Here is a 24,428-nt window from a genome sequence, read left to right on the forward strand (position 1 = left end):
TGTCGATCCGGGCCAACAGCGCTGCATCTGGCGGGACTGAGTATCGTGCCTGGCGGATGCCGTGCGTGCTCAGGACATGCGGCGCCCTACTGCACGCGGTTCGCCTACAGTGACAACAGAGCACCCGCAGCCACTTCTCCTCGCTGCGAGTGCCCTACCGTCTGTCAGCTGAGGCGTAATGTCTCTGCGGCGAGCGCCTTTCGGTGCTCGTGCGTCTGCTCCAGTGTGGTGCGCAGGTCCTCGACTTCCTGCGTGACGGCTTCCAGGGAGGGCTGCTCGGCCTCTGGGTGGCCGGCAGTGAGGATGCGGGTGCGGTAGACCTGGGTGGCATCAGGGTCGCTCCAGCCGCTCGTCTTTGCTGCCCGCGTCGCGGCCTCCGCCCACCGATCAAGCGCGGTGCGCGCCTGATCAGGTTCGACGGTTCTCCAGACGCTTCGTATGTGTCCCGGAAAACCTGCAAGGCCTGATCGGTGATGTCCTCACTCCGAGCCGTAGTACAGCCGGAGGAACTCCTCCATCGCCGCGTCGACGCCGGCGCGGTCACCGGTGGCGAGCAGGTCCAGCAGCAAGCCGCGGACGGCGGCGAGTCCCAGCCTGGCCCGGTTCCGGGCCACGGCAGGGTCCGCCCCCGCCCCGACCTCGGCGGCCACGAGCAGTTCCAGCCAGTCCGTCACCAGCCCTTCGAGGATCGGGGCGGCCTCGGGGCGGCCGCGCAGCGCGTGCCCGCAGATTTCGAAGAAGAGCCGCTTCTGATTGGCCAGCCGAGGGGCCGTGAGCTGCCGCCACAGCAGCCGCGCGGCATCGGCGGGCGAGAGACCGGGCTCCAGGCGGAGCCGGGACAGCACGTCGCGCTGGCGTCGCTCCGACGTCTGGACGATCTCAACGAGCAGCTGCTCTTTGGAGCCGAAGTAGTGGATCAGCATGCGGTGGCTGACGCCGATCGCGGCGCCCAGCCTGCGAAGGCTCAGGTCCGCGATGCCGTGTGCCGCGACGTGGTCGACAGCCGCGTCCACCAGTTGTGCGCGCCGAGCCCCGTGCGCGCCTTGCTCGGCCTCGCCTTCGGGATGCGAGTCGTCCATGGTCACCACATCACGACTGTACCAATCGGTACATGGCACATGTACCGTGTGGTACATGCAGTCTGTCATCGTGTCGATCGACGTACCTCAGACTCCCGAGCAGGTCTACGGCATCCTCGACGTCATGGCGAACCACGAGCGGATCACCGACCACTACCTGACCAACTGGCGCTACACCGGCCCCGCCAGGGGCATCGGATCCTGCGCCACGGTCACCGCCGCACTGGGCGGCACGAAGACCGACGTCACCATCGATGTCATCGAAACCGAAGCCCCTCGGCGCATCGTCGAACGCAACGTCAGCGCGGCCGGCCAGCGGCAGGGCCGCGGCACCTACACCATCGAACCGCTGCCCACCGGCGGGGCCCGCGTATCGTTCACGTACACGTGGGTGCGCGCCCCGCTCGCCGACCGGCTGCTGGCCCCCGTCGTACGGGCCACCATGTGGCACGCCAACCGCACGGTCATGCGACGCCTGGCCACCAAGTTGGCTTGCCACGTGTCCGCCGCCGAACCCTGACGGCGGTAGGTGCCGCCCCATCTGCCCAGTGCAGGCTCGACACCCACGGGGCCCTGCCCTCGGGCACGGACTCCTCTAGCCGACGCTGCGTCTCGACCAAGTGCACACGCCTGTTTTTGGCGCAGGCCGCACACATACCGGCCTCCCCGCCCCGAGGAGGCACCCCACCAGTACGCCGAAGGCCCGAGCCCAGGGGCAGAACGAATTCGGCAGAAGCTGCGCGCAGGTGTCTCGCGAGCCATAGCCCAGTCTGGAGAAGGACGGCTACCGCGCCCAGCTCGCCGTGTAACAGGGACGGGCGGGTGCTGCTGCGATCCCGTCAGGGCACGGACATGACCGGCTCCTTCCTCGAGATCCGGGCCGCAGTTCTCGCGCAGCTCCCGGCGGACATCGAGCCGGACGGCGAGTTGGTGGTGTGGGAAGCCGGCCGGCTCGTGTTCGAGCGGCGCCTCGCCCGCCGCGGAGCCAGTGCAGATGAGGCGGCGCGCCGGTGGCCGGTGCTCTACGTGGTGTTCGATCTCGTGCACGCGGGCGGGGACCTGACCGGCCGGCCGTATGAGCGGCGGCGCGCGGCGCTCGAGGCGCTGTTCACGGACCGCGGCCTGTCCGCGCCGCTGACGCTGTGCCCGTCGACCCGCGACCGGCCACCGCACCAGGTGAAATCCCCAAAACGGCTGCGCCCGGGCGGAATGCATCCGAAGGGCCAGAGTACTACCGGCCTTCAGCACTGCGGCCTCGGTGGAGCACCGCGGGTCCTGTTCGGGCGGCAGGTGGACGGTCTCGGTGCTGCGAGAGTCACCCGACTCGGGCTGTCGATGCGCCGCATCGACAACAGGTACTGGCGAGGCGGCTGATGTTCGGCGAAGCGGCGGAGGTACATCTGGGAGACAGTGTGGCCACGGGTTCCGCCTTCTTTTCTCTTCTGAGGCGCCCTGCCACGCGCAGGACTTCCATCGAACTGGTGCTCGCGCCAAACATCCGACGCCTTGCCCCTGTTGATGACTTCCCCCTGCGCCTTCGTGGTGTGAGCGTGAGGGCCTTAACCGGGTTAAGAGGGCGCGCAGTCGGGGCGGACGGCCTGTCGACTGTGCCTACGAACCGACCTCCTAGTAATGTTCGGCCTCATGAGCATCCCCAACCCCCGTGGGGAGCGAGAGAAGCTAATTACAGCCCTCACTCCCCAGCTGCGCAGACACTTGAAGATCCGAGCCTTCGAGCACGGGATGGACATTCAGGACGCAGCCGAGCACGCGATCAACGCCTGGTACTCAGCGGACGGCCTTCCGGAGGTGAAAACCGACGGGGCGAAGACGTGGGGTACGTTCCTCCCCGTTGGCGAGCCGGACAAGTTCAAGGCGGCCTGCTCGGAGCGGGGCGTCACCTATGTTCAGGGATTGGCGCAGGCCCTCACCCTGTGGCTCGACAATCACCCCTCGCCCACCGCTCCGTTGGTGGCTCAGCCGGTGGTACGGGTGATAGTGGCCAATCAAAAGGGCGGCGTCGGAAAGACGTTCATCTCTTCCGGCATCGCACAAGCGCTGGCAGAGGCCGGCCATCGCGTCCTGCTCGTCGACTACGACCCGCAGGGGCACCTCACCGCAGAGCTGGGCTTCGAGGACCTCATGTATGAGGACGATGTCGAGACGCTCATGATGCACATGGACGGCACCGCCAAGGGCGACATCCATGACCTGCTGGTGGCCTTGGACGGCGAGCGGTTCGGTGAGCGGCTGCATCTGCTGCCGGCGTCCGACGATGCGTTCCTCCGCGACGTGGCCCTGTCCAAGGTGAGCTTCAGCGAGGCCGCGCTGGAGCGGGCGATGGAGCCGCTGGAGGCGGATTACGACGTCATCATCATCGACGGTCCTCCCAGCCTGGGACTGAACATGGACACCGCGCTGTATTACGTGCGGCGCCGCGATGGTGAACTCGCAGATCGGTCGGGCGTCATCACTCCGGTGTGGGCGAACAAGGCGTCGCACAGGGCGTTCCGGCTCTTGAAGACTCAGAAGGAAGACCTGTGCCGCAAGGGCCGTATCCAGGTCGACTACCTCGGTCTGATCGTCAACGCCTACGACAGCCGGCGCGGCAAGCTCGTGAAGGAGAACAAGGAGCAGTGGGAGAAGAGCAGTTCCCCTGCGGTCCTGGCCGTGATCGGTGACCTCAAGGAGGGGCGGGAAGCCGCGGACGGTGAGATCCCGCTGCTGGAGTACGCGCCCGACAGTGAGCACGCGCACGTGATGCGCGACCTGGCGAAGGAGCTGGCCGTATGACCGCTCAGCGAGTGACCCGTGGGTTCAGTCTTGACGAGGACGGCCAGGACACGAAGCCTGCTCCCCGGCGCGTCAGGACTCGTCAGCAGATCATGAACGGGGAGGGGAAGCGACCGCCGGTGTCTGTGGCGTTGTCGGTGCTGGCGCACAACCCGTTCAATCCGCGCGACGAGCTCACCGAGATCGAAGAAACTGCGGGCTCCTTGAAGGAGAAGGGGCAGCTCCAGCCTGTCGCCGTGGTTCGGCGGGCAGCGTTCCTCGGGGTCCATCCCGACCAAGAGGCTGAAATCGGGGAGGCCGAGTACGTCGTCATCGACGGCAACCGGCGTTTGGCGGCCGCCGCTGTCGCCGGCCTGGCAGAGCTGCGGATCGACGTCAACGACGATCTCGCTGCCAGCGCCGAGGACATGCTCGAGGCCGCGCTGATCGCGAACGTCCACCGCGTTGACGTTCCGCCGCTGGATCAGGCGAGGACCATCCAGGAGCTGCTCAGCAAGCACGGTAGCCAGGAGAAGGTGGCCAAGCGGCTCGGGAAGTCAGGCGCCTGGGTCTCGCAGCGCCTGGCACTCCTTGGCCTGTCCGACGACTTGAAAGAGAAGGTCGAGTCCGGCGAGCTGACGGTCAAGGACGGCCGTCGCATCGGCCGGCTCCCCGCTGCTCAGCAAAAGACCGAGGCGGCCGCAGCCCTTAACCGGGTTAAGGCACCCCGTAAGCCCCGGTCCAAACCAGCAAGTGATCCGGCCGAGAAGTCGTCGACGACTCCGTCACCGATCCCTCCGCAGGGTTCGGGGACAGTAGCGGTCACCGAACCGGCCCCCGAGCGTCTTAACCCGGTTAAGGGTGAGCCTGGACCTGTCGGCAGGCCTGACCTCCCGTGGGAGGACCCCGCGTGGTTCAACGCACGACTTCGGGAACACATGTCGGCCGAGCACCGCGAGGAACTGGTACTGCTGCTCATGGCAGACAACTGACCACTGGGCCTTAACCCGGTTAAGGCCTGGAAACGCAGAAAGGCCCGTACTCCCCTGCGGTACTTCACCGCGGGAGTACGGGCCTTCTGGTTCTCGTGCTGTCAGGCTGCCCAGGTGGCGGGCGCGCCATGGCCAGGGTTGGGGAGGCCATGGGTGGTCACGCACTCACCCCCGCGACGGCAGCTTCCAGAAGCGTGACGGCGTCGGCCTCGAACGGGTCGGCGAACAGCTGGTGGTCGCTGACGTCAAACGGCCCGAACCTCGCGGAGATACGAAACCCGGGCGCCAGGGTGGTCTCGCGTCCGTCCAGCGCGGCGGTGAGCCGGTCGTAGTCCCGCTGGGCGTGCCGGGTCTGGGTGTAGGGGCCGAGGCGCAGCAGGGTGTAGCCGTCGCGACTGTCGTCGCGTTTGCGTGCCTCGATGTGGAGGGCGTAGTGCGCGGGTTCCATGCCGACGTCGTCGGGCAGAGGCAAGTTCGCGGCGGCGTGGGTGAGCATCGTGTAGCCGGGCTGCCAGAAGCCGAGGATCGCGGTCGTGGCGCAGCGGAGCCAGCCGCGTTCGGTGTAGCCGAGTTGGCGGCCGTGGAGGTAGGCGCCGGCGTGCGGGGTGTCGGGGTGGACCAGGGTGACGGCGATCAGGCCGCCGTGGTCGTCGCCGGGCCGGGTGTGCGCGCGTTCCACGAACGGTTCGACCCGCACGGCGATGTCCTGCCCGTGGCCGGGCGTCCAGGGCTGTGGGTTGCGTACGGTGGTGAATCGCGTCGACCCAGCCGTCGACGGCGCAGTGCTTGGTGTCCATCAGCTGGCCTCCGCCAGAGTCTCGGTGGGGCGAGGGGGGCGAGGTCGGGGGGTGCGCTGCGCCAGCACCAGGAGCTCGCAGTTGCGCTTCTGCTCAGCGGGCGTGAGGGGCCGGGCCTTCGCGGCGCCGTGGCGGTGCCACAGCGCAGAGGCCGGCGGTTCGGGGTAGGCGAGCGCGTGGTCGACGTCGCGGTCGTTGCTGTTCATGGGGGCCTCCAGTCGGGAGGGTTCGTGGGGTGGCTTGGTGCTCTCGGGCTGGGTGTCGGAGGCGCACCGGCCGAGGTGGGCCTCAGTGGGCGGTGATCCAGTCCTCGGCGCACGCCTTGTCGACGGGCTCCCCGGGGTGGGAGCGCATCGGCGTGGACTTGTCGCACAGCACGCAGGGGCGGTCCTGCCAGCGGTCGTAGTGCTGGCTGTCTCGCCATTTCCGGAGCGCGCTGGGAGCCGGGACCAGGCCCGGCTCGAGCGGCTGCTTCTTCTTGCTCCGGGTGGTCACGGCCGGAAGTCGGGCAGCTGCTGGAAGACGCACTCCAGCAGGTCCGGCGTCGGGTTCCACGGCACGACCTGTCCGCGCGCGGGAACGGGCAGGGGCAGTTCCTGGACGTCCTGGAGCACGAGGTGCCAGGCGCCTAGGTGCGCCCACTCGGAGCAGAGCTGCGCACCGTCGGGGTCCTGGTGGCAGTCGGTGATCCGGGCGACGCCGACGACCGCGCCGGTGACCAGCTGACGGCCGCGGATCGTGCGGCCGATCAGCGGGACGCGCAGGGCGGGCCGGTCGATGGTCTGGCTCGTGTGCAGCAGTACCCACCCGGTCCGCCACCGGGCGGGCCGGTTCTCCACCGTCTTGGCTCCGGCGAGGATGCAGGCCGCGTACGGCTGCCGGATGCTGATGCCGCGGATCCAGTCGCCCTCGGGCAGGGTTGCGGTGCTCATGCGGCCCGCCCCCACACAGCTGTGCCCGGGCGGCCGGCGCGGCGCCCGTTGATGGACGTCACCGTGCGGTATGTCGCCGTCGCGAGAACTGCGGTGCCGGAGTGTTTGCCGTCGTAGAGAGCGGCGTCGGCGGCCCTCTGCAGCACGGTCAGGTCGCGCGAGCCGACCGTGGCCGGGGCCGCGGCGCCCACCGAGGCGGCGACGTCGACGGTGCGCCCGTCGTCCAGGGTGACCGGCATGTGCAGCATCTGGACCAGCTGCTCCAAACTCTGCTCCCGGAGGGCGGCGTCCAGCTCCAGGACCACGGCGAACTCATCGCCCCCGAGGCGGCCGACGGACGAGCGCGGTCCGGCCCACGCGGTGAGGCGGGTTCCGATCGCGGCGAGGACGGTGTCGCCCGCCTCGTGGCCCATGTCGTCATTGATCTGCTTGAAGTGGTCGGCGTCGACCATGACCACGGTCACCTTGTCGCCGTGGCGGGCCAGGAGCCGGCGGGCGCGGGCGGTGTAGGCGTCGCGGCGCAGCAGCCCGGTCAGCGGGTCCTTCTCCTTGGCGGCGATCTGCTTGTACAGGGTGGCGGCGTGGACCGCCCAGCCGGTCAGCGGGACGGCCGCGGCGGTAATCAGGAGGGTGCGCGGGCCGAACCGGCCCGTGGTGTGCAGGACGGAGTCCATACTGAGGATCTCCCTCTCGTCTCGTACGGGTTGGGTGAGCCCAGGGCAGCCGTCGAAGCCGCCAAGCACGTGCGGCTGTCCCGGGGCAGAGCTACATCTCGAAGGGCTTGGAGTTGAGCCAGCTGTACGGGCTCCTCCAGGGGCCGGCCTTCGCGGCGGGCCAGTCGAGCTTCCAGCCGGGCCGGTATCCGCAGGCACCCCAGCCGTCCGGACGCCCGTGGGGGATCTCGCGGCCTGCCTCCGCCGCGGCGCGTGCCGCGTCGTAGACCTCGCGCGCGGCCTTCACGGCGACGCTGCGGCTGTCGGCCTGGCCGGTGAAGACATGCACGCCTTCCAGGCCGGGGGTCTCGGTGCTCCGTATGGGGACGTCGACCTCGAAGTAGGGCAGGGTCATGGCGTCCGTCTCCTTAACGCGGTAATTGAGGGACCGCCGCGAGCGCCCCGGCCCCCGGCGGCCAGCCGGGTCCGGGGCAGCACGGAGGGTCCGTCAGCCCCGGACCGCTTCGGGGGTCTGCGCTTCGAGATCGGCCCGGCCTTCGGGGTCGTCGTCCTGGTCGTCGCCGTCGTTCGGGCCGTGGACGGCGCAGACGGTGTCCTCGTCGTCCAGGTCGCCGTTCAGCGCGCGGAACAGGCAGGTGACGCTGTAGGCGGGCACCCACGTGTAGCCGTCGCATTCGTCGTCGTGCGGGCACGGCACCAGCACGTCGAACCCGACGTCACCCGCGCCGTCCACGTCGGTGCGCTGGGCGAGGGTGAGGTACTGCTGACCGAGGCGGATCTCCGCGACACGGTCGCCGCCGGCGACGTTTGAGCAGGGCTTCCACTGCCACAGCGACACGATCGCCTGGCCGAACAACCGGGAGACGAGGTTCAGGTCACCGAGGCCGCGGCTGCCATCCAGTCCGAGGTCGGTTTGCCGGGCCTGGCTAAGGCGCTCCAGGAACGGCAGCAGCTGGTAGAGGCTGTCGGAGAAGACGATCTCTGCGAAGCCCTCCACCTTGAGAGTCCGGTACGAGTCGACCATGCCCTGGTGCTGCTTGATGACCGTGGCATGAGGAACCGTACGGTTGCCCGGCCGCCGCTCCTGTCGCTCGATGCAGACGCTGCCGGGCGTGGCGACCCTGACCGCGATGGGCAGCATGTTGTGCCGCTTCGCTGCGGCGACCAGCGGCTCCTGGGCCGCTTTGGTGACGTTGGGTGCGTCGACGACCGTGAACAGACGCTGGCGCATCCTCGCCTCCAGGAGCAGGTGCAGGGCGGCGTCCGCGTCGCCGGTCGCGCCCTGGTTGCCCGCGTCGTCGCTGACGACCTCGCGCAGCGCGTCCAGGGACAGGACCTGCGAGGTGGGCCAGGTGGCCGCGAGCGTGAACTTCTTAGTGCCGGACGGGCCGATGAGGACCACCAGGCTGTGCTCGGGTATCGGCGGGCAGATCGGCTCGGGCATGCGAGAACTCCTCGCCGGTGAGGGGCGCCGGGCAGCCCGGATGAGGTGCTGCCCGGCTTGGGCGTCGAGTAGGGCGGGGGCTTCGTACAGCGGGCAGGAGGCGTCGCCGTCGCGGTCGGGCTCGATCTGCTCGGCACGGCGCGCGGCGACGGTGACCAGCTGCGCCAGGGCCGCGAGAAAGCCGTCGGGCGGGTTGGTGTCCTCGACGGGTTCGCGCAGGATCGCGGCGAGCTCCTCCGTCGACGTCGTCGGCGCTGAGGTCGTCCTCGATCTGCTGGAGGGCCAGCGATGCGGTCCCGGCCGAGGCGCGGACGCGGGCCAGGCGGGTGCGGCTCACCGGCGGCCGTCGGGACGGGTGGTGAGCCAGGTGGTGACGGCCGCGGCTCCGATGCCGATGGCGCGATGGAGAGCCGCGTCCAGCTCCATCCACGCGCTGCCCGGACCCGTCACCTCCTTGGTGACCACGCCTTCGTCGTCGAGACGGACTGCCTGGCAGTGCTCGATGTAGCCGGTCTTCTTGGTCTTCTTCGCCAGCCACAGCAGTAAGGCGCCGCGGTCGATGGCAGCGTGTGTTCCGGCGTTGATGGCCGCGCCGGCGAGCAGCGCGCCGGGGATGACCCGGTAGCCGAACGCGCGGGTGAGCGCGACGGTCGCTCCGAGTTGTACGGCGGTGTAGGACGCGACGTGGCAGGCCGCGGCACGCCTCCCGAGGGTGCTGGTGGTCATAGTCGGGCGGGTGGAGTCCTGTGTGGCGGGGGAACCGTCGGCGGGGACCAGGTCACGGCCGTACAGGCGCTTGCGCATTGCCGTCTTCGAGCCTTGCACCCAGTGGTCGCACAGTGGATGCAACTCGCCGAAGGTGGCGACCAGGGTGCCAAAGAGGGCCAGGCGCTCGGTGGCGCAGGACAGATGAGGCATGCTGGAGGTCTCCTGATCTCGAAAAAAGGGTGAGGGAGCGGGTGGTCGGCCCGTTTGCCGATGCGCGCAGCCACCCGATGTGGCTTTGTCCCGGCCCAGTACGGGCCGGGACAAAGCCACGACAGTGCAGCCCGCCTCCTGGGCCGGGACGGCCCGGGGCCAATGCCCTATGTGCGGAGAGCGCCCTTCAGCGCTTCGGAAGGCGGCGCGTGGTACCTGACGCGGTTCCTTTACTCGCGGCGGTTTCAGGTGGTGACTGCGAGTACGGCTGCGATCAGGAGCAGGGCGAGGGCGGCGAGGATGATGTCGACCGCGCGGGCCAGGCGCTCGAACTTGGTGACGGCGATGATGGACAGCGACCTGACCCGGGTGAGGCGGGTGTCCTGCCGCATCGCGTGGAGCAGGTCGTCCTCGCTTAGCTGCGCCCAGCAGGGGAAGCCCTCACGGACGACACGGCCACGGCCTCCGAGGTTGGGGCGCACGACCAGGAGCAGCAGCACGGCAGAGGCCGCGAGAGCGAGGACGGCGGCGCCGCCGGCGAGCTGGGTGGGCAGTGGCAGGTCCGTGTCGGCGACGCTGGCGAGTCCGGCGAGGACGACGCCATCGAAGGCGAGCAGTAAAGACGCCTTGTTATCGGTGCGGCTGATCTTCGCTTCGACGTCGTGGCAGGCGTCGTCCAGGTTCTTGTCGGGGTCGGTGGCGGGAACCGTGACGCTCATGGGCGGTGACTTTCCTTCGCGGGCATCGGTGATCAGGCGGCCAGCCGGGCGGCCGGGGCCGTGAATGCCAAGTAGGTGTCAGGGTTGGGCTCGTAGCCCTTGGCGCAGGGGCCGCAGACGCCCTGGGTGCGCAGTGGAAGGCAGAAGTAGTAGCGGCGCCGGCGCGGGCAGGTGGATCTCGCGGCCATGGCCCGGTCGAGCGCTTCTTCCTGCGCGAGGGTCGGTATCCGCTTGGGCCGGGCGAGGTCCAGGCTGTAGAGCCAGGCCCGGGTGGGATGGATACACGCCTGGTCGGGCCGGTAGGCGCACGCCTTGCAGCGCAGCACCGCGACCGGGCCGTGTCCGCCGGGGCTCAGTCCGCGCTCGCGTAACTGCCTGCGAGTGACCAGGCCCTCGGGACAAGCGCGCCGGTCGAACTCCTCCAGCATCGCGGCGCTGCGCGGCACGCGCTTGCCCTCATGGCGCCCCTTCTTCCTCGGGCGGGGCATCACCTGCTGCAGGTGCCGGGGAGCCGGGCGGGGCGGTGCGGGTAGCGGGGGCCGGGACGCTGCGGGCGGGGCCGGCCGATCCGGCGGCGCGGGCGGGGAGTGAGCACGAGCGGTTCCTCCTGATGTCGGTGGACAGCAAGCGCCGCGCCCGCCGGCTGTTCGCCGGCGGGCGCGGCGCGAGGCGGCCGGTCGGCCTGTCCAACCCTCGCCCACCCGGGAACGGGGTGGGCGAGGACCAGGCGGAGCGACCGGAAGGTCAGTCCCGGAAGGGGCAGCTGCTGTGCGGGGGCTGTTCGGCGGGCTCGGCCGGGACCGGGTACGGCACCGGAACATGGATTTCGGACCGGACGCTGACCTTGGCCGGGCGTCCAATGACGCGGCGGCGCAGGGTCAGGCCGCGCAGGGCGACTGCGGACAGGAGCGTCCAGGAGAGGGCGGCGAGGCCGGCCACGACAGGGCGGCTGGTATCCGGGGTGGCCGTCCAGACCATGAACACGGTGGCTGCGCCCCATGCCGTCCACATCGCGCGCGCCGCGTTGTTGCGGGCGAGGAAGCCGAGGACCAGGCCGGTGATGCCGGTGAGCACCCACAGCGTGTAGACGGTGGAGGCCGCGACCGGGAGGCCGGCGGAGTGCTGGACGATGTAGATGCGCACCGGCTGGTCGACGACGGCGGCGACACCGTTGGAGGTGTCGACGCCGACCTGCACCTTGGGCACGGCGGTGAGGATCTGGTGCAGGGCCTGGAGGATGACTTCGCCGGCGCCCTTGGCCATCAGCACGACGAAGGAGACCGCGGCGGCCATGAGGACGGTGCGCAGCCAGGGCGCCATGTGGCGCAGGCCGTCGTCGGGGGCGCTGAGGACGTCGTCCCATATGTCGTACAGCACGCCGTCGATGTCCCAGGCGCGGTCCCACCAGTTGCGCAGTGCGGCCAGGCGCGGCGGCTTGGCCGGCTCCTTCGGGAGCGGGACGGGGAGGTAGGCGAGCTCCTGGCGGCCGGGGGCGGTGTTGTCGTTGGGCTGCACGGGCAACTCCTGGTTGTCGATGTGGTGTTCACGGAGCGTGCGAGTGGGCCAAGCTGTGAGCGAAGGGCCCGGGAAAGAGGGGAGGCGGCTGTGATGGGGTGGTTCACCCGCGATGAGCCGGAAGAAGTCGTCTTCGAGGAGGTCGTGGACACGGACGGGACGATCTGGCCCGCGTTCACCGACAACGACGGCGTGCTGTGGATCGACGTCGACTACGACGTCGAGGTGACGATCAACGGCGCGATCGTCGACGGGCAGATCCGGGGTGCCGAGGTCGATGGCCACGGCCGTATCTGGATCGACTGCGACTGACCGTGAGACCGGACGGTCTGTCCCGCACCCGAAGCTGCGGCCCGCGGGCGAGGTGTTCGGATACGAGGCAGGGCGCCCGGGTCAGCGGACGTCGTTGCGGGTGCGGGAGAACATCCCGCGCTGGTTGCTGGTGTTGTTGATCTGCGTGTTCTGCACGACCGGGCCCTCGTAGACCGTCTTCGACACGGACCTGCGGTTCTTGCTGAACGCGCCGCCGATCGCGGTGGCGACCATGGCGACGCCCGCGAACGGCAGGGTGACCATGAGGACGCCGTAGAGCGTGACGGAGGCCAGACCCTGGAGTACGAGCCAGGCTCCGCAGCCGACGCCGGTGATGCCGGCGCCGACGCCGATGGAGGCGACCGCGATTCCGGCCGCCCAGGCCGGGACGATCCGCTTGTCGTCCTGCTTCTCGGGCGGGGTGTCGCCGTAGGCGGGCAGCGGGGTGTCGTCGCGGTATGACGTCGGTAGGTGCCGCTCGGGGCGCATTGCTTCGGCGATGATCCGCTCGGCTTCGGCCTTGGCTTCGGAGTCGGACAGCGGGCGGGTGATGTGGTTGAAGTCCACGGTGATTTCCGTTTCGGGGGCAGACGCGGGCGCTCTCCCCGCCGTGGTGGCGAGGAGGGCGTAGGGGGCGGGGGAGCGGGGCGGGGCTACTGCTCCTGGTCCGCGGCGGCCTCGAGGGCGTCGGGCGTGGGGTACTGCAGCGGCCGGCGGTTGTGGGAGCGGACCACCAGGCCGCTCTGGCGGCCTGTGCGCAGCAGCTCGTCGGCCAAGGCGCGGGCCTCGGGGCTGGCCGCGAGGACGTCGGTGGCGTCGTCGACCACCAGGACCAGGGGGCGGTTCATCGTCGGGTTCTCCTTCCCGTTCGGCGGGTCGGGATCGGGATGGTCAGAAGCTGCTGATCCAACCGGTGAGGGAGGCCACGGCGCTGGTGATGGTGGGGGCGATGCCGGTGCTCGCGAGGAAGAAGCCGAACAAGCAGACAGCGATGCCCGGCATGATCCGCTGGTAGCCGGTGCGCACCAGGATGACGACGATGATGCCGAGCAGGAGGACCAGGGAGATCGACAGGGCCACGGGTATCGGTTCCTTCGGTGAGTGAGTGGTGGGTGCGGGTCAGTTGTCGGCGAGCTGCCACAGGCCCCGCTTGCGCGAGATGGCCAGGCCCTTCGCCTTCAGCTGGGAGCAGGCGTTGCTGACGCTGGAGGGCTGGAAGCCGGGGAGCGCGTCGCGCAGCTCCTTGAGCTGCTTGGGTCCGTCGGCGAGCAGTTCGAGGATCTGGTCCTGGAGGCCGGGCTCCTCCCCGATGTCGGAGCCGCTGTCGCCGAACGGAATGCCGAACGGCGCCTCGAACGGGGCGGGTGCCTCGCCGCTGTCGCCGTCGGTGTCCGCAGCAGTGGCCGGGGCCGGGGTGCCGGCCGACGGCTTGCTGCCAGGGGCGTCAGAGAACGCCTGGGCGAGGGTGTCGCAGTCGGCGTAGGGGTTGGTGTGCCGCACGCCGTAGATCGCGGCTCCGGCCTGCGCGGCCTTGGCCTCGCCCTCGGTCAGCCCGGTGGGCGGGTCCTCGCCGTACAGGGCGATCAGGTCGGGGTAGACCCCGTCCTTCTTCTCCGCGAAGAAGGTGCGCATGAACTTCGCCCGGCCGTCGAGGAACATGTAGGCCATGCCTGCGGTGGACTCGCCGTCCTCCTCGTCCTTGCCGGTGAACAGCGCCTCGATCTGTCCGTTCTCGTAGATGCGGGCGGGGATGTTCTCCATCTGGAAGCCGGCCGGGGCGATGCCGTCCAGGCCCATTTCTTTGGTGGAGGAGGAGGCGGTGCGCATGAGGAACAGCGCGCCGACCTTGCCCTGCTGGCGGATCGCGTCGTCGTCGCCGAGGTCCTTGAGGTGCAGGGACTGCACGGCGAGCCGGATGCCGATGCCGACCTTGCGGCCGGTCTTCTGGATGTCGGCGATGAGGTAGGCGGTGGCCTTGCGTATCGCTTCGTCCGAGTGGGACAGCAGCCGGTTGATCTCGTCCAGTGTGATGTTGATGAGCGGCCACGGCTTGTTGAGGGCGAAGTCGCCGCGGCCCATCTCGTTGGAGATCCGCTCGCGGTATTTCATGACCGCGTGCGCGGCCGTGAGCATCAAGAGCGTCTCCACCGGGCCCTTGGCGAACCAGTCGACGCGGCCTTCCGCCTCCGGCAGCGACATGCCGCCTTGGACGTCGCCGACCCAGGAGACGACGCCGGAGCGCTTCTCCGCGGCGAGGATCAGGTTCTGCAGGACGGACTTGCCCGCTCCCGTGACGCCGGCGGTGATGCCGCGCAGTGCGCCCTGTCCGGGGTCCCACAGCCGCACCCGGGCGGGCTTGCCGTCGTGGCAGACGCCGATGGTGACGCGGCCCTTGGAGTCCATCGTCAGGTCTTCGACGGTGGCCTTGCGGACCTTCATCAGCGGGTTCGTCTTGTAGATGGAGATGACGCCCATACGAATCCCGTCTGTCTCGATGACGAGGCGGGAGGGGTCGTCGATGCCGAAGGCGGAGCAGATCGCTGTGTGCGGCAGGTGGATTTCCTTGCCCGGCGGGGAGGCGACCAGCAGCACGATGCGGTGCGGCTCGGATCGGTGGTCGATGAGGTCGACGCCGGGGGCGGCCTTGCCCGGGGCGGCGACCGCGGTCTCCCACAGGCCGCGGATGCCTTCGACGGCGGCCTCGGTGTCCTCGGTGGTGGGGCGGGCGACCAGCCGCATCCGGCCGGGCCCTGAGCCCTGGATCGGGCGGATCTTCACGGTGCCGACCGGGAAGTCGAATGCGGCGGCAAGCTGCACCTCGGTGAAGGTGGGCACCGCCTTCCCGGCTTGGGCGACGACGACGGCCTCGAAGTCGGGCCGGTCGGCGCGGTAGGGCTGGATGGACACCAGCCGGGTTCCGTCGCCGGTGGCCTGCGCCCATTTAGCGGCGAGGAACTCGGTGCAGGTCAGCGGCTCACCGGGACCGGCGCCGTGCTGCTGCGCCTGGTGCTCGGCAAGCTCCAGGATCAGGCCGGCGCTGCGGGTGAGCGGCGCCATCCAGCCCATCAGGGACGCCCACGCGGCCGGGGCGACGACCTCCCACCAGTTGAAGCCGGGGGTGATCAGGTTCGCCACGTAGGTGCCGGCGGCCGTCAGGAACGGGATCGCCCGCTGCGCCCGCGTGAAGACGCTCAGGCCCTGGTCGGGGTCCTTGGTCTTCGCGTACAGCCAGGCGAGCGTGCCCAGGCCGATCCCGCCGGAGGCAAGGTAGGACCAGGCGCTGTCGTCGAGCTGCGGGCCTGCGGCCATCCCGGCCGCCGCGAGGGCGTAGGAGGTGCGTTCGGCCAGGATGCGCCGGTGGATGACGTGGCCCGGGACGCGCTTGGTGGTGTCGGCGGTCGGCGCCGCCTGGTCGATGGTGCTCAACACAGCCTCCGTTCAGGGGCAGGGGGCAGCAGGGGCCGGGCCCGGCGTGTGGGCCCGGCCCCTGCTGCTGGGGGGGGTGGGTGGGTCAGCGGCGGCCGGTGCGTCGGTAGAAGCCGGGCTTGGCCTGCCGCACGCCGGAGCCGTTGGAGGCTTCGTAGCCGGGGCGGTACTCCCTCTCGTGCGCGTTGTTGAAGCTGAGGGCGTCGGTGTTGACGGCGTCGGCGGCGTTGACCATCTCCCCGGACGCCTCCGCGACCGCGGTGAGGGCGGCGGAGGTGTCCTCGATCATCGAGGTGAACCGGGGCTCGACTTCGGCCTGGCCGCACATCTCCGACAGGCGCCTGGCCGCACCTGCGTTGGCCTGCATATGGGAGCGGAGCAGGTGCATGCCCTCCTTGAGGAAGAGGGCGGAGGCCGCGAGCTTGGCGGTCCGGCCGGCCAGGGCGAGGAAGCCGTTGCCGCTGCTGGCGCCGCCGGTACTGGCGACGCCGTTGTTCATGCCCGGGATGGCGGGGAGGTTGTCGCTCACGTGATCTCCTCTCAGTTCTCGTTGTGGATGCGGGCGGCGGGCACGGCCAGGCCCGCGTCCTCGGTGGCCTGCTGGAGGGGCCGGTAGGCGTCGAACATCGCGTTCTCCGCGCTCTCGGAGAGCTCCGCCGCCGTCAGGGATTTGGTGGACATCTCGTCGGCCTTGCGGGCCAGGAGCTCCATGGACTCCGCGAGCTTGGCCATCGCGGCGCCGGTCATGCGGCCGATGACGTTGTGCGTGGAGTGCAGGTCGGCGGCGAGTTCGTCCAGCTCGTGCCGGATCTGCCGCGCCTTCTTGGAGAGCTTGCGGCAGGTCTCGTGCGCCTTGAACGACTGCGCGGTGAGCTCTTCCAGGACGTCGAGCGTGTCGTCGAGGGTGACCTCGGTCTCGTGCTGGGCGTCCATGTCGGCGACGCTGCCGCTGCCCCACTTCGTCAGCCAGGCGTCACTCACGCTGTTCTCCTTCGTGCTCGTGCTCGAGGTGCCGTTGGGAAGGCCCCCGCCGGATGTGGCCGGGCCGGACCTGGGGGAGTCGGCCCGCTCGACCGTGATGGGACCAACCGGAGCGGACACCGCCGTCGCCATGCCCATCGCCTCGAACGGCGACAGGCGCGGCGTGCCGGTGTCGGTGTCGGGCACCGTGCCGCCGCCCGGCGGGGCCGGGGCGGTGGTGGCCCCGGCGACCGCAGCGGCCGGGGCCGGTGCAGCTGCAGGCGGGCCGGGTGGGCCCGGCGGTGGGGCCGGTGTGGCCGTGCCGGTCGTCGGTGCCGGGCGGGGCCCGGGAACCGTGGTGGTGCGCATCCTGGCGCGCTTGCGGGCCCGTGCCTTGGCCGTGGACCAGGGCGTGCGGCGGGCCGGCGCTTTCGCGGCCGGACCGGTCGGCGTCTTCGCGGCGGGACCGGCGGGTGTGGTGCTGCCGGGCTTGGTGGTCTTGGTCTTCGGGCCGGTCTTCTTCTTCGGCTTCTTGACCTTGGCCTTGGTGACGATGGGCGGCCCCATCTTCTTGCGGCGGTGCTTGAGCCGCTTGCTCGCGGTCTTGTGCACGGCCTCACCGAAGGTGGTCCGGCCCCGGGCCGCGGCCTTGCGGGCTGCGTCCATCTTCTTGCCGTACTCGCGGTCGAAGCGGCGGCACTTGCGGCAGCGGCAGCCGTACGTGTCCGACGCCGCCATGGTGCCGTGCGCGATCCCCGGCGTGAGCTTGAGCTTCTTGCCCTTGCGGGACTTCCCGCCCGGCGCCGTGGGCACCGGGGTCGGGGTCGTCCCTTCCTTGCCGGAGCGGGTCTTGCCCTTCTTCCCGCCGCCGCGTTTGCTGCCGGGAGCCGTCGTGCTCGCGCCGCTGCTGCCCTTCTCCTTCGGCTTGGTCTTCGGACCGGTGCCGGAGGTGGTGGTGCCGGGCTTCTTGCGCAGGATCCCGGACGGGCCGGTCGTGCCGCGCGGCGACTTCTTCGTGCCGCTTTTGGGGCCGGTCCCCGTTCCCTTGCCTGTACCGGTCCCCTTCGAGCTGGTCGTGCCGGGCGTGGTCTTCCCGCTCGAACCCGTGCCCTTGCCGGGGCTCTTGGTGCCGGGGCCCGTTCCCTTGCCGGTCCCCGTCCCGGAGCCCGGTCCGCGCTTCTTGCCCAGGCCGCCGGACGAACCGCCGGCCCCGGACCCAGTGCTGCCGGGCCCGCGCTTGCGGTTCGTGGTGGAGCCGCCGCCCCCGGAGGAGCCGGACCCGCCGCCGCTGCCGGGGCCGCGGTTCTTCCTTCCGCCTCCGCCGCCGCTGTTGTTCGGCCCCTTGCCACCTCCGGAGCCTCCCGAACCGCCCGAGCCGCCGGACGATCCGAGGCCGCGGTTCTTCTTGAGGTTCACGCCGCCGCCCTGCGAGGTGCGCTTGAGCGGGGTGATGCCGGAGCTGTTCTTATGCGGCGAGGTGGTGCGGCCGCCGCCCCCCGAGCCGCGGCCGCGCCCGCCACCACCGCCGATACCGCTGGGCGACCGGGTCGTCGACCCGCCACGCCCCCGGCCTCTCGAGCCGTTGTACAGCCCGTTGCCGCCTCGTCCGGACCTGCCCAGACCCGAGCCGTCGGAGCGGCCTCCCAGACCGCCAGGGCCGCGCCGGAGGGTCTTGCGGCCGTACTCGTGGCTGGGCTGCACCTGCTTCTGCGAACCGCCCCCCAAGGAGCCGTCCTTGGCGGTGCTAGCGATCTTCGCGACCGCTTCGCGCTGCTCCCGGTTCGCCCTGCCTGCCGCGACGGCGGAGTGGATGCCGCGCATGGCTGCCAGGGACACGGCGAGGATCGCCGCCAAGGACAGCGATCCCAGGCGCGGCGCGGCGGGCTGCGCGCCCTCCGAACGGAAGGTCGCCGGGACATTCATGCCCGCCGTTACGGGCGCCGCGGAGGGGGCTGCGACGGGCTCCGAGCCGGCGGGGAACGGGGCCCCGAGACCGGGCTCGGGCAAGGTCGCGATGACGCCCATCGGGTCGGTTCGCGTCGCGGGTGCAAACGCTTCAGGCGTGGCCGGGGAGGCGTCTGCGGGGGCGGCGAACGGCACGTCGGCCGGGGCCGAAGCAGGGGGTTCCGCGGGGGGTTCGGCCGGGGCGGTGTAACCCACGCGGGGGAAGTGGATCAAGTTGTTCGGGCCGTCGTCGTTGGCCATGACGTCTCCCTCTCGGAGTTGACAGACGGTCGCCGCCTGGGGCATCCTCGCGCGCGCACGACACGCGCGCGCCTTGAGGCGCTCCAGGCGGCGAGGAGGAGGCGGTGATGAAGAAGAACTTCGTCACCCTCCGTGGTTCTTGTAGAAGTCGTGCAGCGCCTTGGTGAGCGCGGGCCACAGATTCGGCTTGCCGTCGCGTTCGGCCTGGCGGGCCAGGGTCCGGCACGCGTCGTACCAGACCCCGGCCCGCTCCTGGTCGCTCTGGGCCTCCGCGACCCGCGCGTTCCAGAACTTCGCGCGGTTTTGCGTCTGCCGAGGCGTCGTCACTGCCCTTGTCCCTTCGCGAAGTAGTCGTTGATCGTGCTGGTCGGCCGCTCACCACCGGCCGCCATCGGCCACTGGTTCCAGGGGTTGTCCGGGGTCACGAACTCCGCCGGCCTCGCCTGCGGGACCGTGCCCGGGGCCTGCTCGGTGGGGGTGTTGAGTGCGGTCACCGTCTTGTCCAGGGACTTGGCGACGGCGGCGCCCAGGGCGGCCTGCCTGCCCTGCTTGCGCTCCAGCTTCCGGGCCTCCGCCGCGGCCCTGCGCTGGGGGAGCTCCAGGACCTCGTTCTTGTAGGTCGCGTACAGGGCCTCCGCCTTGCTCGCGGCCTCGCCGGACGCCTTCTGCATGGCCTTGAGCTGCCGCGACACCTTCCAGGCGCGGAGCTTCTTGGACATCCAGCGGTCGCCGTCGATCGGTGTCTGCTCCAGGCGCCGGCGCACGATGTCGGCGATCTGCCCGTACTGCTGGGCGTCGCGAACGTGCTGGTCGCGGACGGTAGCGGTGAAGGCCCGCAGGCCCTCATCCGTGAACAGGGCGTTGATATCCATGAGGTGGGGTTCTCCTTCTCGGGGCGGGGGAGATCTGGGAGGCTTTGTCGTGGCGTTTCGGCGCCTTCACCGCGCTCCCGAGGCGCTGACTTCGTCTCGGGGGCCGGTGGAACCGTCGAAAGGCTCGTTTACGTAGGTCACTGCTCCGAGCGGTATCCGCCGGCGATGAGCGCGACGGCCTCCTGGCGGTACTTGGAGGCGGTGTCGGTGGACGACACGTCGAACTCGCGCTGGACGTCGGCGATCAAGACGACCCGGCACAGCTCGCGGTGCATTTCGTCGGCGTCCAGGCCGACGAACACCGCGCCGGCCGCGAACGCCATGCGCGCGACCTTGCGGACCGCCCGCTCGCGCGGCGTCAGCTTCGCGGCGTCCTCGATTTCGACCGCGCGCCGCTCGACTTCGGCGGCGGCGAGCCGCCTTTCGGCAGCGGCGTACTCGGTTTCGGCCTCACGCTTGCGGGCCGCCTGCGTGTTCGCGTCGGCAGTCGCCTTGCGCTCGTTCTCCTCCGCCGTGAGCCGGTCGGCTTCGGCAGCGCGGCGGCGGGTTTCGGTAGCGGCCCACTCCGTTTCGGCGGCAGCACGGTCGGTTTCGGCAGCACGCTGCCGGGCCTCCGCGATCTCCGCCGTCTCGATGGCCTGAGCCTCCGCCGCAGCGACCCGGTCGGCCTCCGCCGCGAGCCTCCGCTTCTCCGCCGCCTGGCGCTCCAGCTCCGCCGCTCGGACGTCCGCGGCGGCCTTGGCCTCGCGCTCCTGGGCCGCCTTGCGCTCCGCCTCAGCCTCGCGGGCGCGGGCTTCGGCGATGACGGCCGTCTCCAGCGCGGCCCCCTCCAACTCAGCGGCCCGCTCTGCGGCACTGACCTGGGCCCGGGCGTGCGCTCGGGCCTGGCCGGTCTCGCCCTCCACCCGGGCGCGGACGGCCTCGAGCTGGCCCTGCGCCTCCAGCCGGTCGGCTTCGGCCTTCTTGCGCGCGAGCTCCCGGCGCGTCTCCGCGTCCAGGCGTCGGCGCTCCGCCTCCTCCGCGCGGGCCTCAGCAGCACGTTCCTGCTGCTCAGGCATCGCGAGGGCCTGCGAGACGGTGTAGCCGTGGGCGGCCATCTTCATCGGCAGCAGTTCGTCCTCGGTGGCCTTGCCGAGGTCACCGTCGTACTTGCGCTTGAGCCACTGCTCGTAGCCGATGAGCTCCTGCTGGCGCCGGATCATCTCCGGGTACGAGGTGACGTTGTGCAGCCGCATCCGGCGGTAGAACCGCGGGGTTGCGACGGGGGAGAGGATCCAGCGGTGCAGCGGGATCCGGTCGGTGACCGTTCCCGCCTCCAGCCTGGCCTTCTGGATAATCAGGCGGCGGGCGGCCTCCACGCCGATCACGAACAGGATCGGCATGACGCCGTGGCTGGCGGCCTGCACCGGGTCGGTGCCGATGTGGCCCTGTGAGCTGGCGTTGAACCAGATCGTCGCGCCCGTCATGGCGTGCGCGGCCATCCGCAGGAGCGGCCACGGGGTGCCCTTGCGGATCAGGTACAGGTCCAGGGCGAGGAACGCGATGATGCTGGCGTCGACGCCGACCGGGAACCAGGGGGCCAGTTCCTGGCTGAACCCCCAGCTCAGGGCGACCTTCGCCAGGGTGCTGTAGGACATCGCGAACCCGATGACGCCGACCAGCGTGCCACCGAACGCGGCGACGAGGGACAGGGCGGTCATCAGCCGGTCACGGGTGGGCTTGATCGTCTTCCGCTTGTCCGGGCTCGAAACGCCCCGGGCCGTACCCGAAACCTTCTCGGGTGCGCCCGAAGCGAGGCCCGGCGGGTGCGAAGCGGGGGTGTCGGGAGCCGCGCTCTGCGGCATGTCGGTGATCGTCATGGGGGCCTCCGGAAGGGGTCGTTCAGGGCAAGGTCGAAACGGCGGCCGGTGCTCCCGAAACGCGAGGGGTGCGTTCCCGAAACGGCGGCCGGTGCGGACGGTTGATCACGAAACTGGCACCGGCACTACCCGCTCCGGGCCCACGGAAAGGCCGGCCTCCCGACGGGCGGGCGGCCGGTGCGGGGGAGCGCTGCCGGGCGGGCCCGAAACTGCCTGCCGCTCCCGCCGGGCGGGAACGAAATCAGCTCTCGGGGACCCGCGCGCCGTGCCGGGTGAGGTCGGCGGTGGTGTTGAGCGCGGTCGCGGTGCGGGCGACGTGCTGCTCGAAGCGGCCCTCGCCCACCCATTCCTCCGCGATGACGTGGAGGGTGGTGCACCAGCTGCCGCTGTAGTCCTCCGGCCCGATGGGCGGGATGTCGCTGCCGAAGATCGCGAAAGCGGCGGCCTGGGCGGCAGCTTCCGTGCCGGGCTGGAGCGGGGTCATCGTCGTAGCCATGGGGCCTCCCTCGACTGTGGTCCGGGCTGTCCGGCTCCCCGTCACCGCCCGTCCCGGCCGCCGTGGTGCAGCGGCTGGTGTGGGCGGATCAGGCAGCCGCCAGAACGGATCAGGCAGCGCGGTTGCGGGTGGCGCGGCGCTTGAGGGAGCGACGCTCCTTCTCCGACAGGCCGCCCCACACACCGGCGGCCTCGTTGCGCTCCAGGGCGCCCTGGAGGCAGGACTCGATCAGCGGGCAGCGACGGCAGACAGCCTTGGCTTCTTCCTCCTGGATCAGGGCCGGGCCGCTGTCGCCGATCGGGAAGAACAGCTCCGGGTCCTCATCGGCGCAGGCCGCACGGGGACGCTCGGGCGCGGCTGCGGTGGAGACGGCGCCGTAGTAGGGGGTGCGTACGATGGAGTGGTGATTCATCAGGGCCTCCCAAAAGGTCCAGTGCAGGAGACAGCCCCGGGGCGGCCACCCCGGGGCTGTGCGTGTCGTCGCGGCCGGACGGCCGGAGCGGGCGGGAGCTCCCGGCGCTCTCCGCCGGCCCCGGCCAAGAAGGCACGGGGACGACGGGCAGGGCCGGAGGTCAGCGGCGCTGCTGCTTCTGACGCGCGAGGTAGGCGTCCTGGAGGCGGGCGAAGGTGATGAACAGCCGCGTGCCGTCCCGGCATTGGGGGGCGTCGCGGGCGCAGTCGCCGCAGGATGCGGCGTGGGTCTGGTAGGCGCGGTGTGCTGCCTGGTAGCGCTGGTGCAGGTCGTCAGGCACGGGCGGCCCGGCTCTCATGGTGGCGTCGGCGGGTGGGATGCAGGCCGGTGACGCGGTGCCCGGTGTCCCACGCGGCCGCGGCCGCGAGCGCGGCGGCGGCCAGAGCAGACACGCCAGGGGATGCGCGGGGCCGACCGCGGACGCGGCTCGTGCGGCGCGGTGCTGCACCGCGCGAGCCGCGTCTACGAGCGGCGCTGTCACTTCGGGCGGTTTTCCGACCAGTCGTTGACCTCGCGCACCTTGCGTGACAGGTCGGCGTGCCCCTCGTCGTCCAGGGCCAAGGCGGGGGTAGGGGCGCGCATCAGGCCACCGCCGTCCCGGCCGGGTGGGCGCTGCCCTGGGCGCAGCGGCACTGCCAGTAGCCGCACAAGCCGCAGGCGTCCGACTCGTCCTCGGTCAGCGCGGCGAGCCGGGCCCGCATCTCGGCGAGCGTGCGAGGGGCGCGCCGGCCGGTGGGGATGACGGCGTCCTGGGCGCGGACGACGGCCAGCAGGTGAGCGCCGAGCGCGGCCCCCGGCTCGCCGTCGCGCGGCCGGCGGACCGGGCGCGGGAGGCGGTGGGAGTTGATGGCGGTCAGGACCCGGGCGAATGTGTCGTCGCCATCGCGCTGTGGCGCCCGGTGCTCCGGGCGTGTGATCATCGTCGTGCTCAAGAGAGAGTCTCGCTTTCTTGATCACGGACGGCCCCGGGAGGTCAGAGTCTTCGGGGCCGTCCATCTCTCGACCGGCCGGACGGCCCGCCACGCCCCTTCTCCCACCCTCCAGTTCACGCGCTCTGGCAGGTGGGAGAAGGACCGTGGCGGGCCGTCACGCAGCAACCGCGTACACGTTCTTGGCAGGCCGGATCAGGTAGTCGCTGGCCATCCAGACACTGCCGACGGCGAAAGGCTGGTCGTCAGGACGGTGCGTGTCGCGGACGATCACCGCCCACCGCGCGGCGGTCCGGCGCAGCAACTGGGCCGCGTCGGCCGGATCGGTGACGAGCGCCAGGACCTCGAACCGGCCGTCCGTGTTCTGGTAGATGGCGCCGGGGCGGCGGGGGCCGATCTCGTCCTGGACGCTCGGGCGGATCTGGCGGGATGCGATGCTGTGCATGTGGGTCGTCCTCTCCAGAAGGGTGACCTGCGAGAAGACCCCCGGGGCCGTAATCCCCGGGGGTCTCGCATACATGGGCCCCGTACCGCAGTGGGGCAGTGCGTCCTGCGCACTCCACCGGCCACCAGGCCCGATCGGGGGCGCGGTCGACGATGGGCAGCACAGGCTGCGGGATTTACGGAGCGCGGTCGCTGCCACCGCTCATGCTCGCCTTGCCGTACTGGAGGGAGGCGAGGTGCCCTCAGTCCCGACGCGTCTCCTCGCCGCCGACCGGGACCGGGTTCCGGGGGTTCTGGGAGCTGTTCGCGTCGTTCTTTAGCGTCGTGGGGGTGCCAGCCCTCCGCGCTCCCCGTCAGTGATGAGCGCTCGGCGGGTGTTACCCCTCCGAGCCGCCCCATGAGGGGCGCCTAACGGATCCATGCGTGCCCACTGCCACCACCAGGGGTGATGGCGCCTCACGACGGGTCTCCACTTACCTCAGCCGGTGTCGTCACGGCGTCAGCGGTGGTGGATCACGCTGTTGATTTCTCAATGAGCAGCTCGGAGACCCGAGCGATCCGCAGCCGTACCCCCGAGGGAGCCGCCACCACGTCCAGGGCAAACCAAAACG

At 70.8% G+C, this 24,428-nt stretch carries 31 protein-coding genes; 5 read left to right on the forward strand and 26 right to left on the reverse strand.

Annotated elements, in window-relative coordinates:
* Positions 1 to 479 precede the first annotated feature (479 nt).
* A complete protein-coding gene (locus tag ACZ4K2_RS33740) occupies positions 480 to 1,079 on the reverse strand; it encodes a TetR/AcrR family transcriptional regulator (protein WP_467479839.1) in 600 nt (199 codons plus the stop codon).
* Between the two features lie 55 nt (positions 1,080 to 1,134).
* Here ACZ4K2_RS33740 and ACZ4K2_RS33745 point away from each other — a divergent pair, with 55 nt between their 5' ends.
* The 4 genes from ACZ4K2_RS33745 (at position 1,135) to ACZ4K2_RS33760 (ending at position 4,843) form a co-directional block, all read left to right on the forward strand.
* The gene (locus tag ACZ4K2_RS33745) at positions 1,135 to 1,599 is read left to right on the forward strand and encodes an SRPBCC family protein (RefSeq protein ID WP_467479781.1); all 465 of its coding nucleotides are present in this window, start codon (positions 1,135 to 1,137) and stop codon (positions 1,597 to 1,599) included.
* A gap of 302 nt (positions 1,600 to 1,901) precedes the next feature.
* Positions 1,902 to 2,453 (forward strand): ATP-dependent DNA ligase, encoded by a 552-nt coding sequence (locus tag ACZ4K2_RS33750; RefSeq protein WP_467479779.1) that lies wholly within the window; start codon positions 1,902 to 1,904, stop codon positions 2,451 to 2,453.
* A gap of 270 nt (positions 2,454 to 2,723) precedes the next feature.
* Positions 2,724 to 3,872 carry a ParA family protein gene (locus ACZ4K2_RS33755; RefSeq protein ID WP_467769992.1) on the forward strand — a complete coding sequence of 383 codons (1,149 nt, stop codon included), beginning with the start codon at positions 2,724 to 2,726 and terminating at the stop codon, positions 3,870 to 3,872.
* Positions 3,869 to 4,843, forward strand: a complete 975-nt coding sequence (locus tag ACZ4K2_RS33760; RefSeq protein ID WP_467479776.1) for a ParB/RepB/Spo0J family partition protein — start codon at positions 3,869 to 3,871, stop codon at positions 4,841 to 4,843. The genes ACZ4K2_RS33755 and ACZ4K2_RS33760 overlap by 4 nt, the downstream gene beginning before the upstream one ends.
* A 157-nt stretch (positions 4,844 to 5,000) precedes the next feature.
* Here the strand turns inward: ACZ4K2_RS33760 and ACZ4K2_RS33765 are convergent, their stop codons facing one another.
* The 11 genes from ACZ4K2_RS33765 to ACZ4K2_RS33815 form a co-directional block, all read right to left on the reverse strand.
* The gene (locus ACZ4K2_RS33765) at positions 5,001 to 5,540 is read right to left on the reverse strand and encodes a hypothetical protein (protein WP_467479774.1); all 540 of its coding nucleotides are present in this window, start codon (positions 5,538 to 5,540) and stop codon (positions 5,001 to 5,003) included.
* 99 nt (positions 5,541 to 5,639) lie between these two features.
* The gene (locus ACZ4K2_RS33770; RefSeq protein ID WP_467479772.1) at positions 5,640 to 5,846 is read right to left on the reverse strand and encodes a hypothetical protein; all 207 of its coding nucleotides are present in this window, start codon (positions 5,844 to 5,846) and stop codon (positions 5,640 to 5,642) included.
* Between the two features lie 82 nt (positions 5,847 to 5,928).
* Positions 5,929 to 6,135 (reverse strand): hypothetical protein, encoded by a 207-nt coding sequence (locus tag ACZ4K2_RS33775; RefSeq protein WP_467479770.1) that lies wholly within the window; start codon positions 6,133 to 6,135, stop codon positions 5,929 to 5,931.
* Positions 6,132 to 6,572, reverse strand: coding sequence for an ASCH domain-containing protein (locus tag ACZ4K2_RS33780; RefSeq protein ID WP_467479768.1), 441 nt, complete (start codon positions 6,570 to 6,572; stop codon positions 6,132 to 6,134). Before ACZ4K2_RS33780 ends, ACZ4K2_RS33775 begins: the two co-directional genes overlap by 4 nt.
* The gene (locus ACZ4K2_RS33785; RefSeq protein WP_467479766.1) at positions 6,569 to 7,246 is read right to left on the reverse strand and encodes a GGDEF domain-containing protein; all 678 of its coding nucleotides are present in this window, start codon (positions 7,244 to 7,246) and stop codon (positions 6,569 to 6,571) included. The genes ACZ4K2_RS33780 and ACZ4K2_RS33785 overlap by 4 nt, the downstream gene beginning before the upstream one ends.
* Positions 7,247 to 7,337: 91 nt before the next feature.
* Complete coding sequence (locus ACZ4K2_RS33790; RefSeq protein ID WP_467479764.1) at positions 7,338 to 7,640, reverse strand: hypothetical protein; 303 nt, start codon at positions 7,638 to 7,640, stop codon at positions 7,338 to 7,340.
* A 93-nt stretch (positions 7,641 to 7,733) separates the two neighbouring features.
* On the reverse strand, positions 7,734 to 8,690 hold the full coding sequence (locus ACZ4K2_RS33795; RefSeq protein WP_467479762.1) for an AAA family ATPase: 957 nt from the start codon (positions 8,688 to 8,690) through the stop codon (positions 7,734 to 7,736).
* A 333-nt stretch (positions 8,691 to 9,023) separates the two neighbouring features.
* A complete protein-coding gene (locus ACZ4K2_RS33800; RefSeq protein ID WP_467479760.1) occupies positions 9,024 to 9,608 on the reverse strand; it encodes a hypothetical protein in 585 nt (194 codons plus the stop codon).
* Between the two features lie 245 nt (positions 9,609 to 9,853).
* A complete protein-coding gene (locus ACZ4K2_RS33805; protein ID WP_467479758.1) occupies positions 9,854 to 10,327 on the reverse strand; it encodes a Pycsar system effector family protein in 474 nt (157 codons plus the stop codon).
* A 32-nt stretch (positions 10,328 to 10,359) separates the two neighbouring features.
* Positions 10,360 to 10,773: an RRQRL motif-containing zinc-binding protein gene (locus tag ACZ4K2_RS33810; RefSeq protein WP_467769993.1), complete on the reverse strand. Its 414-nt coding sequence runs from the start codon at positions 10,771 to 10,773 to the stop codon at positions 10,360 to 10,362.
* 298 nt (positions 10,774 to 11,071) lie between these two features.
* Positions 11,072 to 11,842, reverse strand: coding sequence for a hypothetical protein (locus tag ACZ4K2_RS33815; RefSeq protein ID WP_467479756.1), 771 nt, complete (start codon positions 11,840 to 11,842; stop codon positions 11,072 to 11,074).
* A 93-nt stretch (positions 11,843 to 11,935) separates the two neighbouring features.
* On the opposite strand from ACZ4K2_RS33815, the gene ACZ4K2_RS33820 reads away from it, so the two are divergent.
* Positions 11,936 to 12,154: a hypothetical protein gene (locus tag ACZ4K2_RS33820; RefSeq protein WP_467479754.1), complete on the forward strand. Its 219-nt coding sequence runs from the start codon at positions 11,936 to 11,938 to the stop codon at positions 12,152 to 12,154.
* A gap of 81 nt (positions 12,155 to 12,235) precedes the next feature.
* Here the strand turns inward: ACZ4K2_RS33820 and ACZ4K2_RS33825 are convergent, their stop codons facing one another.
* The 14 genes from ACZ4K2_RS33825 to ACZ4K2_RS33890 all read right to left on the reverse strand — a co-directional run bounded on the left by ACZ4K2_RS33825 (position 12,236) and on the right by ACZ4K2_RS33890 (position 23,818).
* Positions 12,236 to 12,721, reverse strand: coding sequence for a hypothetical protein (locus tag ACZ4K2_RS33825; protein WP_467479752.1), 486 nt, complete (start codon positions 12,719 to 12,721; stop codon positions 12,236 to 12,238).
* Positions 12,722 to 12,807: 86 nt separating this feature from the next.
* Positions 12,808 to 13,002, reverse strand: a complete 195-nt coding sequence (locus tag ACZ4K2_RS33830) for a hypothetical protein (protein WP_467479750.1) — start codon at positions 13,000 to 13,002, stop codon at positions 12,808 to 12,810.
* A gap of 43 nt (positions 13,003 to 13,045) precedes the next feature.
* Positions 13,046 to 13,234: a hypothetical protein gene (locus tag ACZ4K2_RS33835; RefSeq protein WP_467479748.1), complete on the reverse strand. Its 189-nt coding sequence runs from the start codon at positions 13,232 to 13,234 to the stop codon at positions 13,046 to 13,048.
* A 39-nt stretch (positions 13,235 to 13,273) separates the two neighbouring features.
* Positions 13,274 to 15,580 (reverse strand): hypothetical protein, encoded by a 2,307-nt coding sequence (locus ACZ4K2_RS33840; RefSeq protein ID WP_467479746.1) that lies wholly within the window; start codon positions 15,578 to 15,580, stop codon positions 13,274 to 13,276.
* A gap of 85 nt (positions 15,581 to 15,665) precedes the next feature.
* Complete coding sequence (locus ACZ4K2_RS33845; protein WP_467479744.1) at positions 15,666 to 16,109, reverse strand: conjugal transfer protein TraB; 444 nt, start codon at positions 16,107 to 16,109, stop codon at positions 15,666 to 15,668.
* A gap of 11 nt (positions 16,110 to 16,120) precedes the next feature.
* Positions 16,121 to 18,463 (reverse strand): hypothetical protein, encoded by a 2,343-nt coding sequence (locus ACZ4K2_RS33850; RefSeq protein ID WP_467479742.1) that lies wholly within the window; start codon positions 18,461 to 18,463, stop codon positions 16,121 to 16,123.
* 405 nt (positions 18,464 to 18,868) lie between these two features.
* The gene (locus ACZ4K2_RS33855) at positions 18,869 to 19,072 is read right to left on the reverse strand and encodes a hypothetical protein (RefSeq protein ID WP_467479740.1); all 204 of its coding nucleotides are present in this window, start codon (positions 19,070 to 19,072) and stop codon (positions 18,869 to 18,871) included.
* Positions 19,069 to 19,617 (reverse strand): hypothetical protein, encoded by a 549-nt coding sequence (locus tag ACZ4K2_RS33860; RefSeq protein ID WP_467479739.1) that lies wholly within the window; start codon positions 19,615 to 19,617, stop codon positions 19,069 to 19,071. Before ACZ4K2_RS33860 ends, ACZ4K2_RS33855 begins: the two co-directional genes overlap by 4 nt.
* A gap of 137 nt (positions 19,618 to 19,754) precedes the next feature.
* Positions 19,755 to 21,476 (reverse strand): DUF2637 domain-containing protein, encoded by a 1,722-nt coding sequence (locus ACZ4K2_RS33865; RefSeq protein WP_467479737.1) that lies wholly within the window; start codon positions 21,474 to 21,476, stop codon positions 19,755 to 19,757.
* Positions 21,477 to 21,717: 241 nt separating this feature from the next.
* Positions 21,718 to 21,972: a hypothetical protein gene (locus tag ACZ4K2_RS33870; RefSeq protein ID WP_467479735.1), complete on the reverse strand. Its 255-nt coding sequence runs from the start codon at positions 21,970 to 21,972 to the stop codon at positions 21,718 to 21,720.
* Between the two features lie 109 nt (positions 21,973 to 22,081).
* Positions 22,082 to 22,384, reverse strand: a complete 303-nt coding sequence (locus ACZ4K2_RS33875) for a WhiB family transcriptional regulator (RefSeq protein ID WP_467479733.1) — start codon at positions 22,382 to 22,384, stop codon at positions 22,082 to 22,084.
* Positions 22,385 to 22,544: 160 nt separating this feature from the next.
* The gene (locus ACZ4K2_RS33880; RefSeq protein ID WP_467479731.1) at positions 22,545 to 22,724 is read right to left on the reverse strand and encodes a hypothetical protein; all 180 of its coding nucleotides are present in this window, start codon (positions 22,722 to 22,724) and stop codon (positions 22,545 to 22,547) included.
* A gap of 301 nt (positions 22,725 to 23,025) precedes the next feature.
* Positions 23,026 to 23,364, reverse strand: coding sequence for a hypothetical protein (locus tag ACZ4K2_RS33885; protein ID WP_467479729.1), 339 nt, complete (start codon positions 23,362 to 23,364; stop codon positions 23,026 to 23,028).
* A gap of 166 nt (positions 23,365 to 23,530) precedes the next feature.
* Complete coding sequence (locus ACZ4K2_RS33890) at positions 23,531 to 23,818, reverse strand: hypothetical protein (RefSeq protein WP_467479727.1); 288 nt, start codon at positions 23,816 to 23,818, stop codon at positions 23,531 to 23,533.
* Positions 23,819 to 24,428: the final 610 nt, after the last annotated feature.

It is taken from the genome of Streptomyces sp. NPDC025833 (assembly GCF_055558055.1).

Bases quoted from the DNA above. Each gene is read 5' to 3' on its own strand.
- ACZ4K2_RS33760 (WP_467479776.1), top strand. From the start codon at position 3,869: ATGACCGCTCAGCGAGTGACCCGTGGGTTCAGTCTTGACGAGGACGGC.
- ACZ4K2_RS33805 (WP_467479758.1), bottom strand. From the start codon at position 10,327: ATGAGCGTCACGGTTCCCGCCACCGACCCCGACAAGAACCTGGACGAC.
- ACZ4K2_RS33770 (WP_467479772.1), bottom strand. From the start codon at position 5,846: ATGAACAGCAACGACCGCGACGTCGACCACGCGCTCGCCTACCCCGAA.
- ACZ4K2_RS33740 (WP_467479839.1), bottom strand. From the start codon at position 1,079: ATGGACGACTCGCATCCCGAAGGCGAGGCCGAGCAAGGCGCGCACGGG.
- ACZ4K2_RS33800 (WP_467479760.1), bottom strand. From the start codon at position 9,608: ATGCCTCATCTGTCCTGCGCCACCGAGCGCCTGGCCCTCTTTGGCACC.
- ACZ4K2_RS33745 (WP_467479781.1), top strand. From the start codon at position 1,135: ATGCAGTCTGTCATCGTGTCGATCGACGTACCTCAGACTCCCGAGCAG.
- ACZ4K2_RS33785 (WP_467479766.1), bottom strand. From the start codon at position 7,246: ATGGACTCCGTCCTGCACACCACGGGCCGGTTCGGCCCGCGCACCCTC.
- ACZ4K2_RS33870 (WP_467479735.1), bottom strand. From the start codon at position 21,972: ATGGCTACGACGATGACCCCGCTCCAGCCCGGCACGGAAGCTGCCGCC.
- ACZ4K2_RS33890 (WP_467479727.1), bottom strand. From the start codon at position 23,818: ATGCACAGCATCGCATCCCGCCAGATCCGCCCGAGCGTCCAGGACGAG.
- ACZ4K2_RS33820 (WP_467479754.1), top strand. From the start codon at position 11,936: ATGGGGTGGTTCACCCGCGATGAGCCGGAAGAAGTCGTCTTCGAGGAG.
- ACZ4K2_RS33780 (WP_467479768.1), bottom strand. From the start codon at position 6,572: ATGAGCACCGCAACCCTGCCCGAGGGCGACTGGATCCGCGGCATCAGC.
- ACZ4K2_RS33875 (WP_467479733.1), bottom strand. From the start codon at position 22,384: ATGAATCACCACTCCATCGTACGCACCCCCTACTACGGCGCCGTCTCC.
- ACZ4K2_RS33865 (WP_467479737.1), bottom strand. From the start codon at position 21,476: ATGACGATCACCGACATGCCGCAGAGCGCGGCTCCCGACACCCCCGCT.
- ACZ4K2_RS33755 (WP_467769992.1), top strand. From the start codon at position 2,724: ATGAGCATCCCCAACCCCCGTGGGGAGCGAGAGAAGCTAATTACAGCC.
- ACZ4K2_RS33795 (WP_467479762.1), bottom strand. From the start codon at position 8,690: ATGCCCGAGCCGATCTGCCCGCCGATACCCGAGCACAGCCTGGTGGTC.
- ACZ4K2_RS33790 (WP_467479764.1), bottom strand. From the start codon at position 7,640: ATGACCCTGCCCTACTTCGAGGTCGACGTCCCCATACGGAGCACCGAG.
- ACZ4K2_RS33830 (WP_467479750.1), bottom strand. From the start codon at position 13,002: ATGAACCGCCCCCTGGTCCTGGTGGTCGACGACGCCACCGACGTCCTC.
- ACZ4K2_RS33850 (WP_467479742.1), bottom strand. From the start codon at position 18,463: ATGAATGTCCCGGCGACCTTCCGTTCGGAGGGCGCGCAGCCCGCCGCG.
- ACZ4K2_RS33885 (WP_467479729.1), bottom strand. From the start codon at position 23,364: ATGATCACACGCCCGGAGCACCGGGCGCCACAGCGCGATGGCGACGAC.
- ACZ4K2_RS33860 (WP_467479739.1), bottom strand. From the start codon at position 19,617: ATGGATATCAACGCCCTGTTCACGGATGAGGGCCTGCGGGCCTTCACC.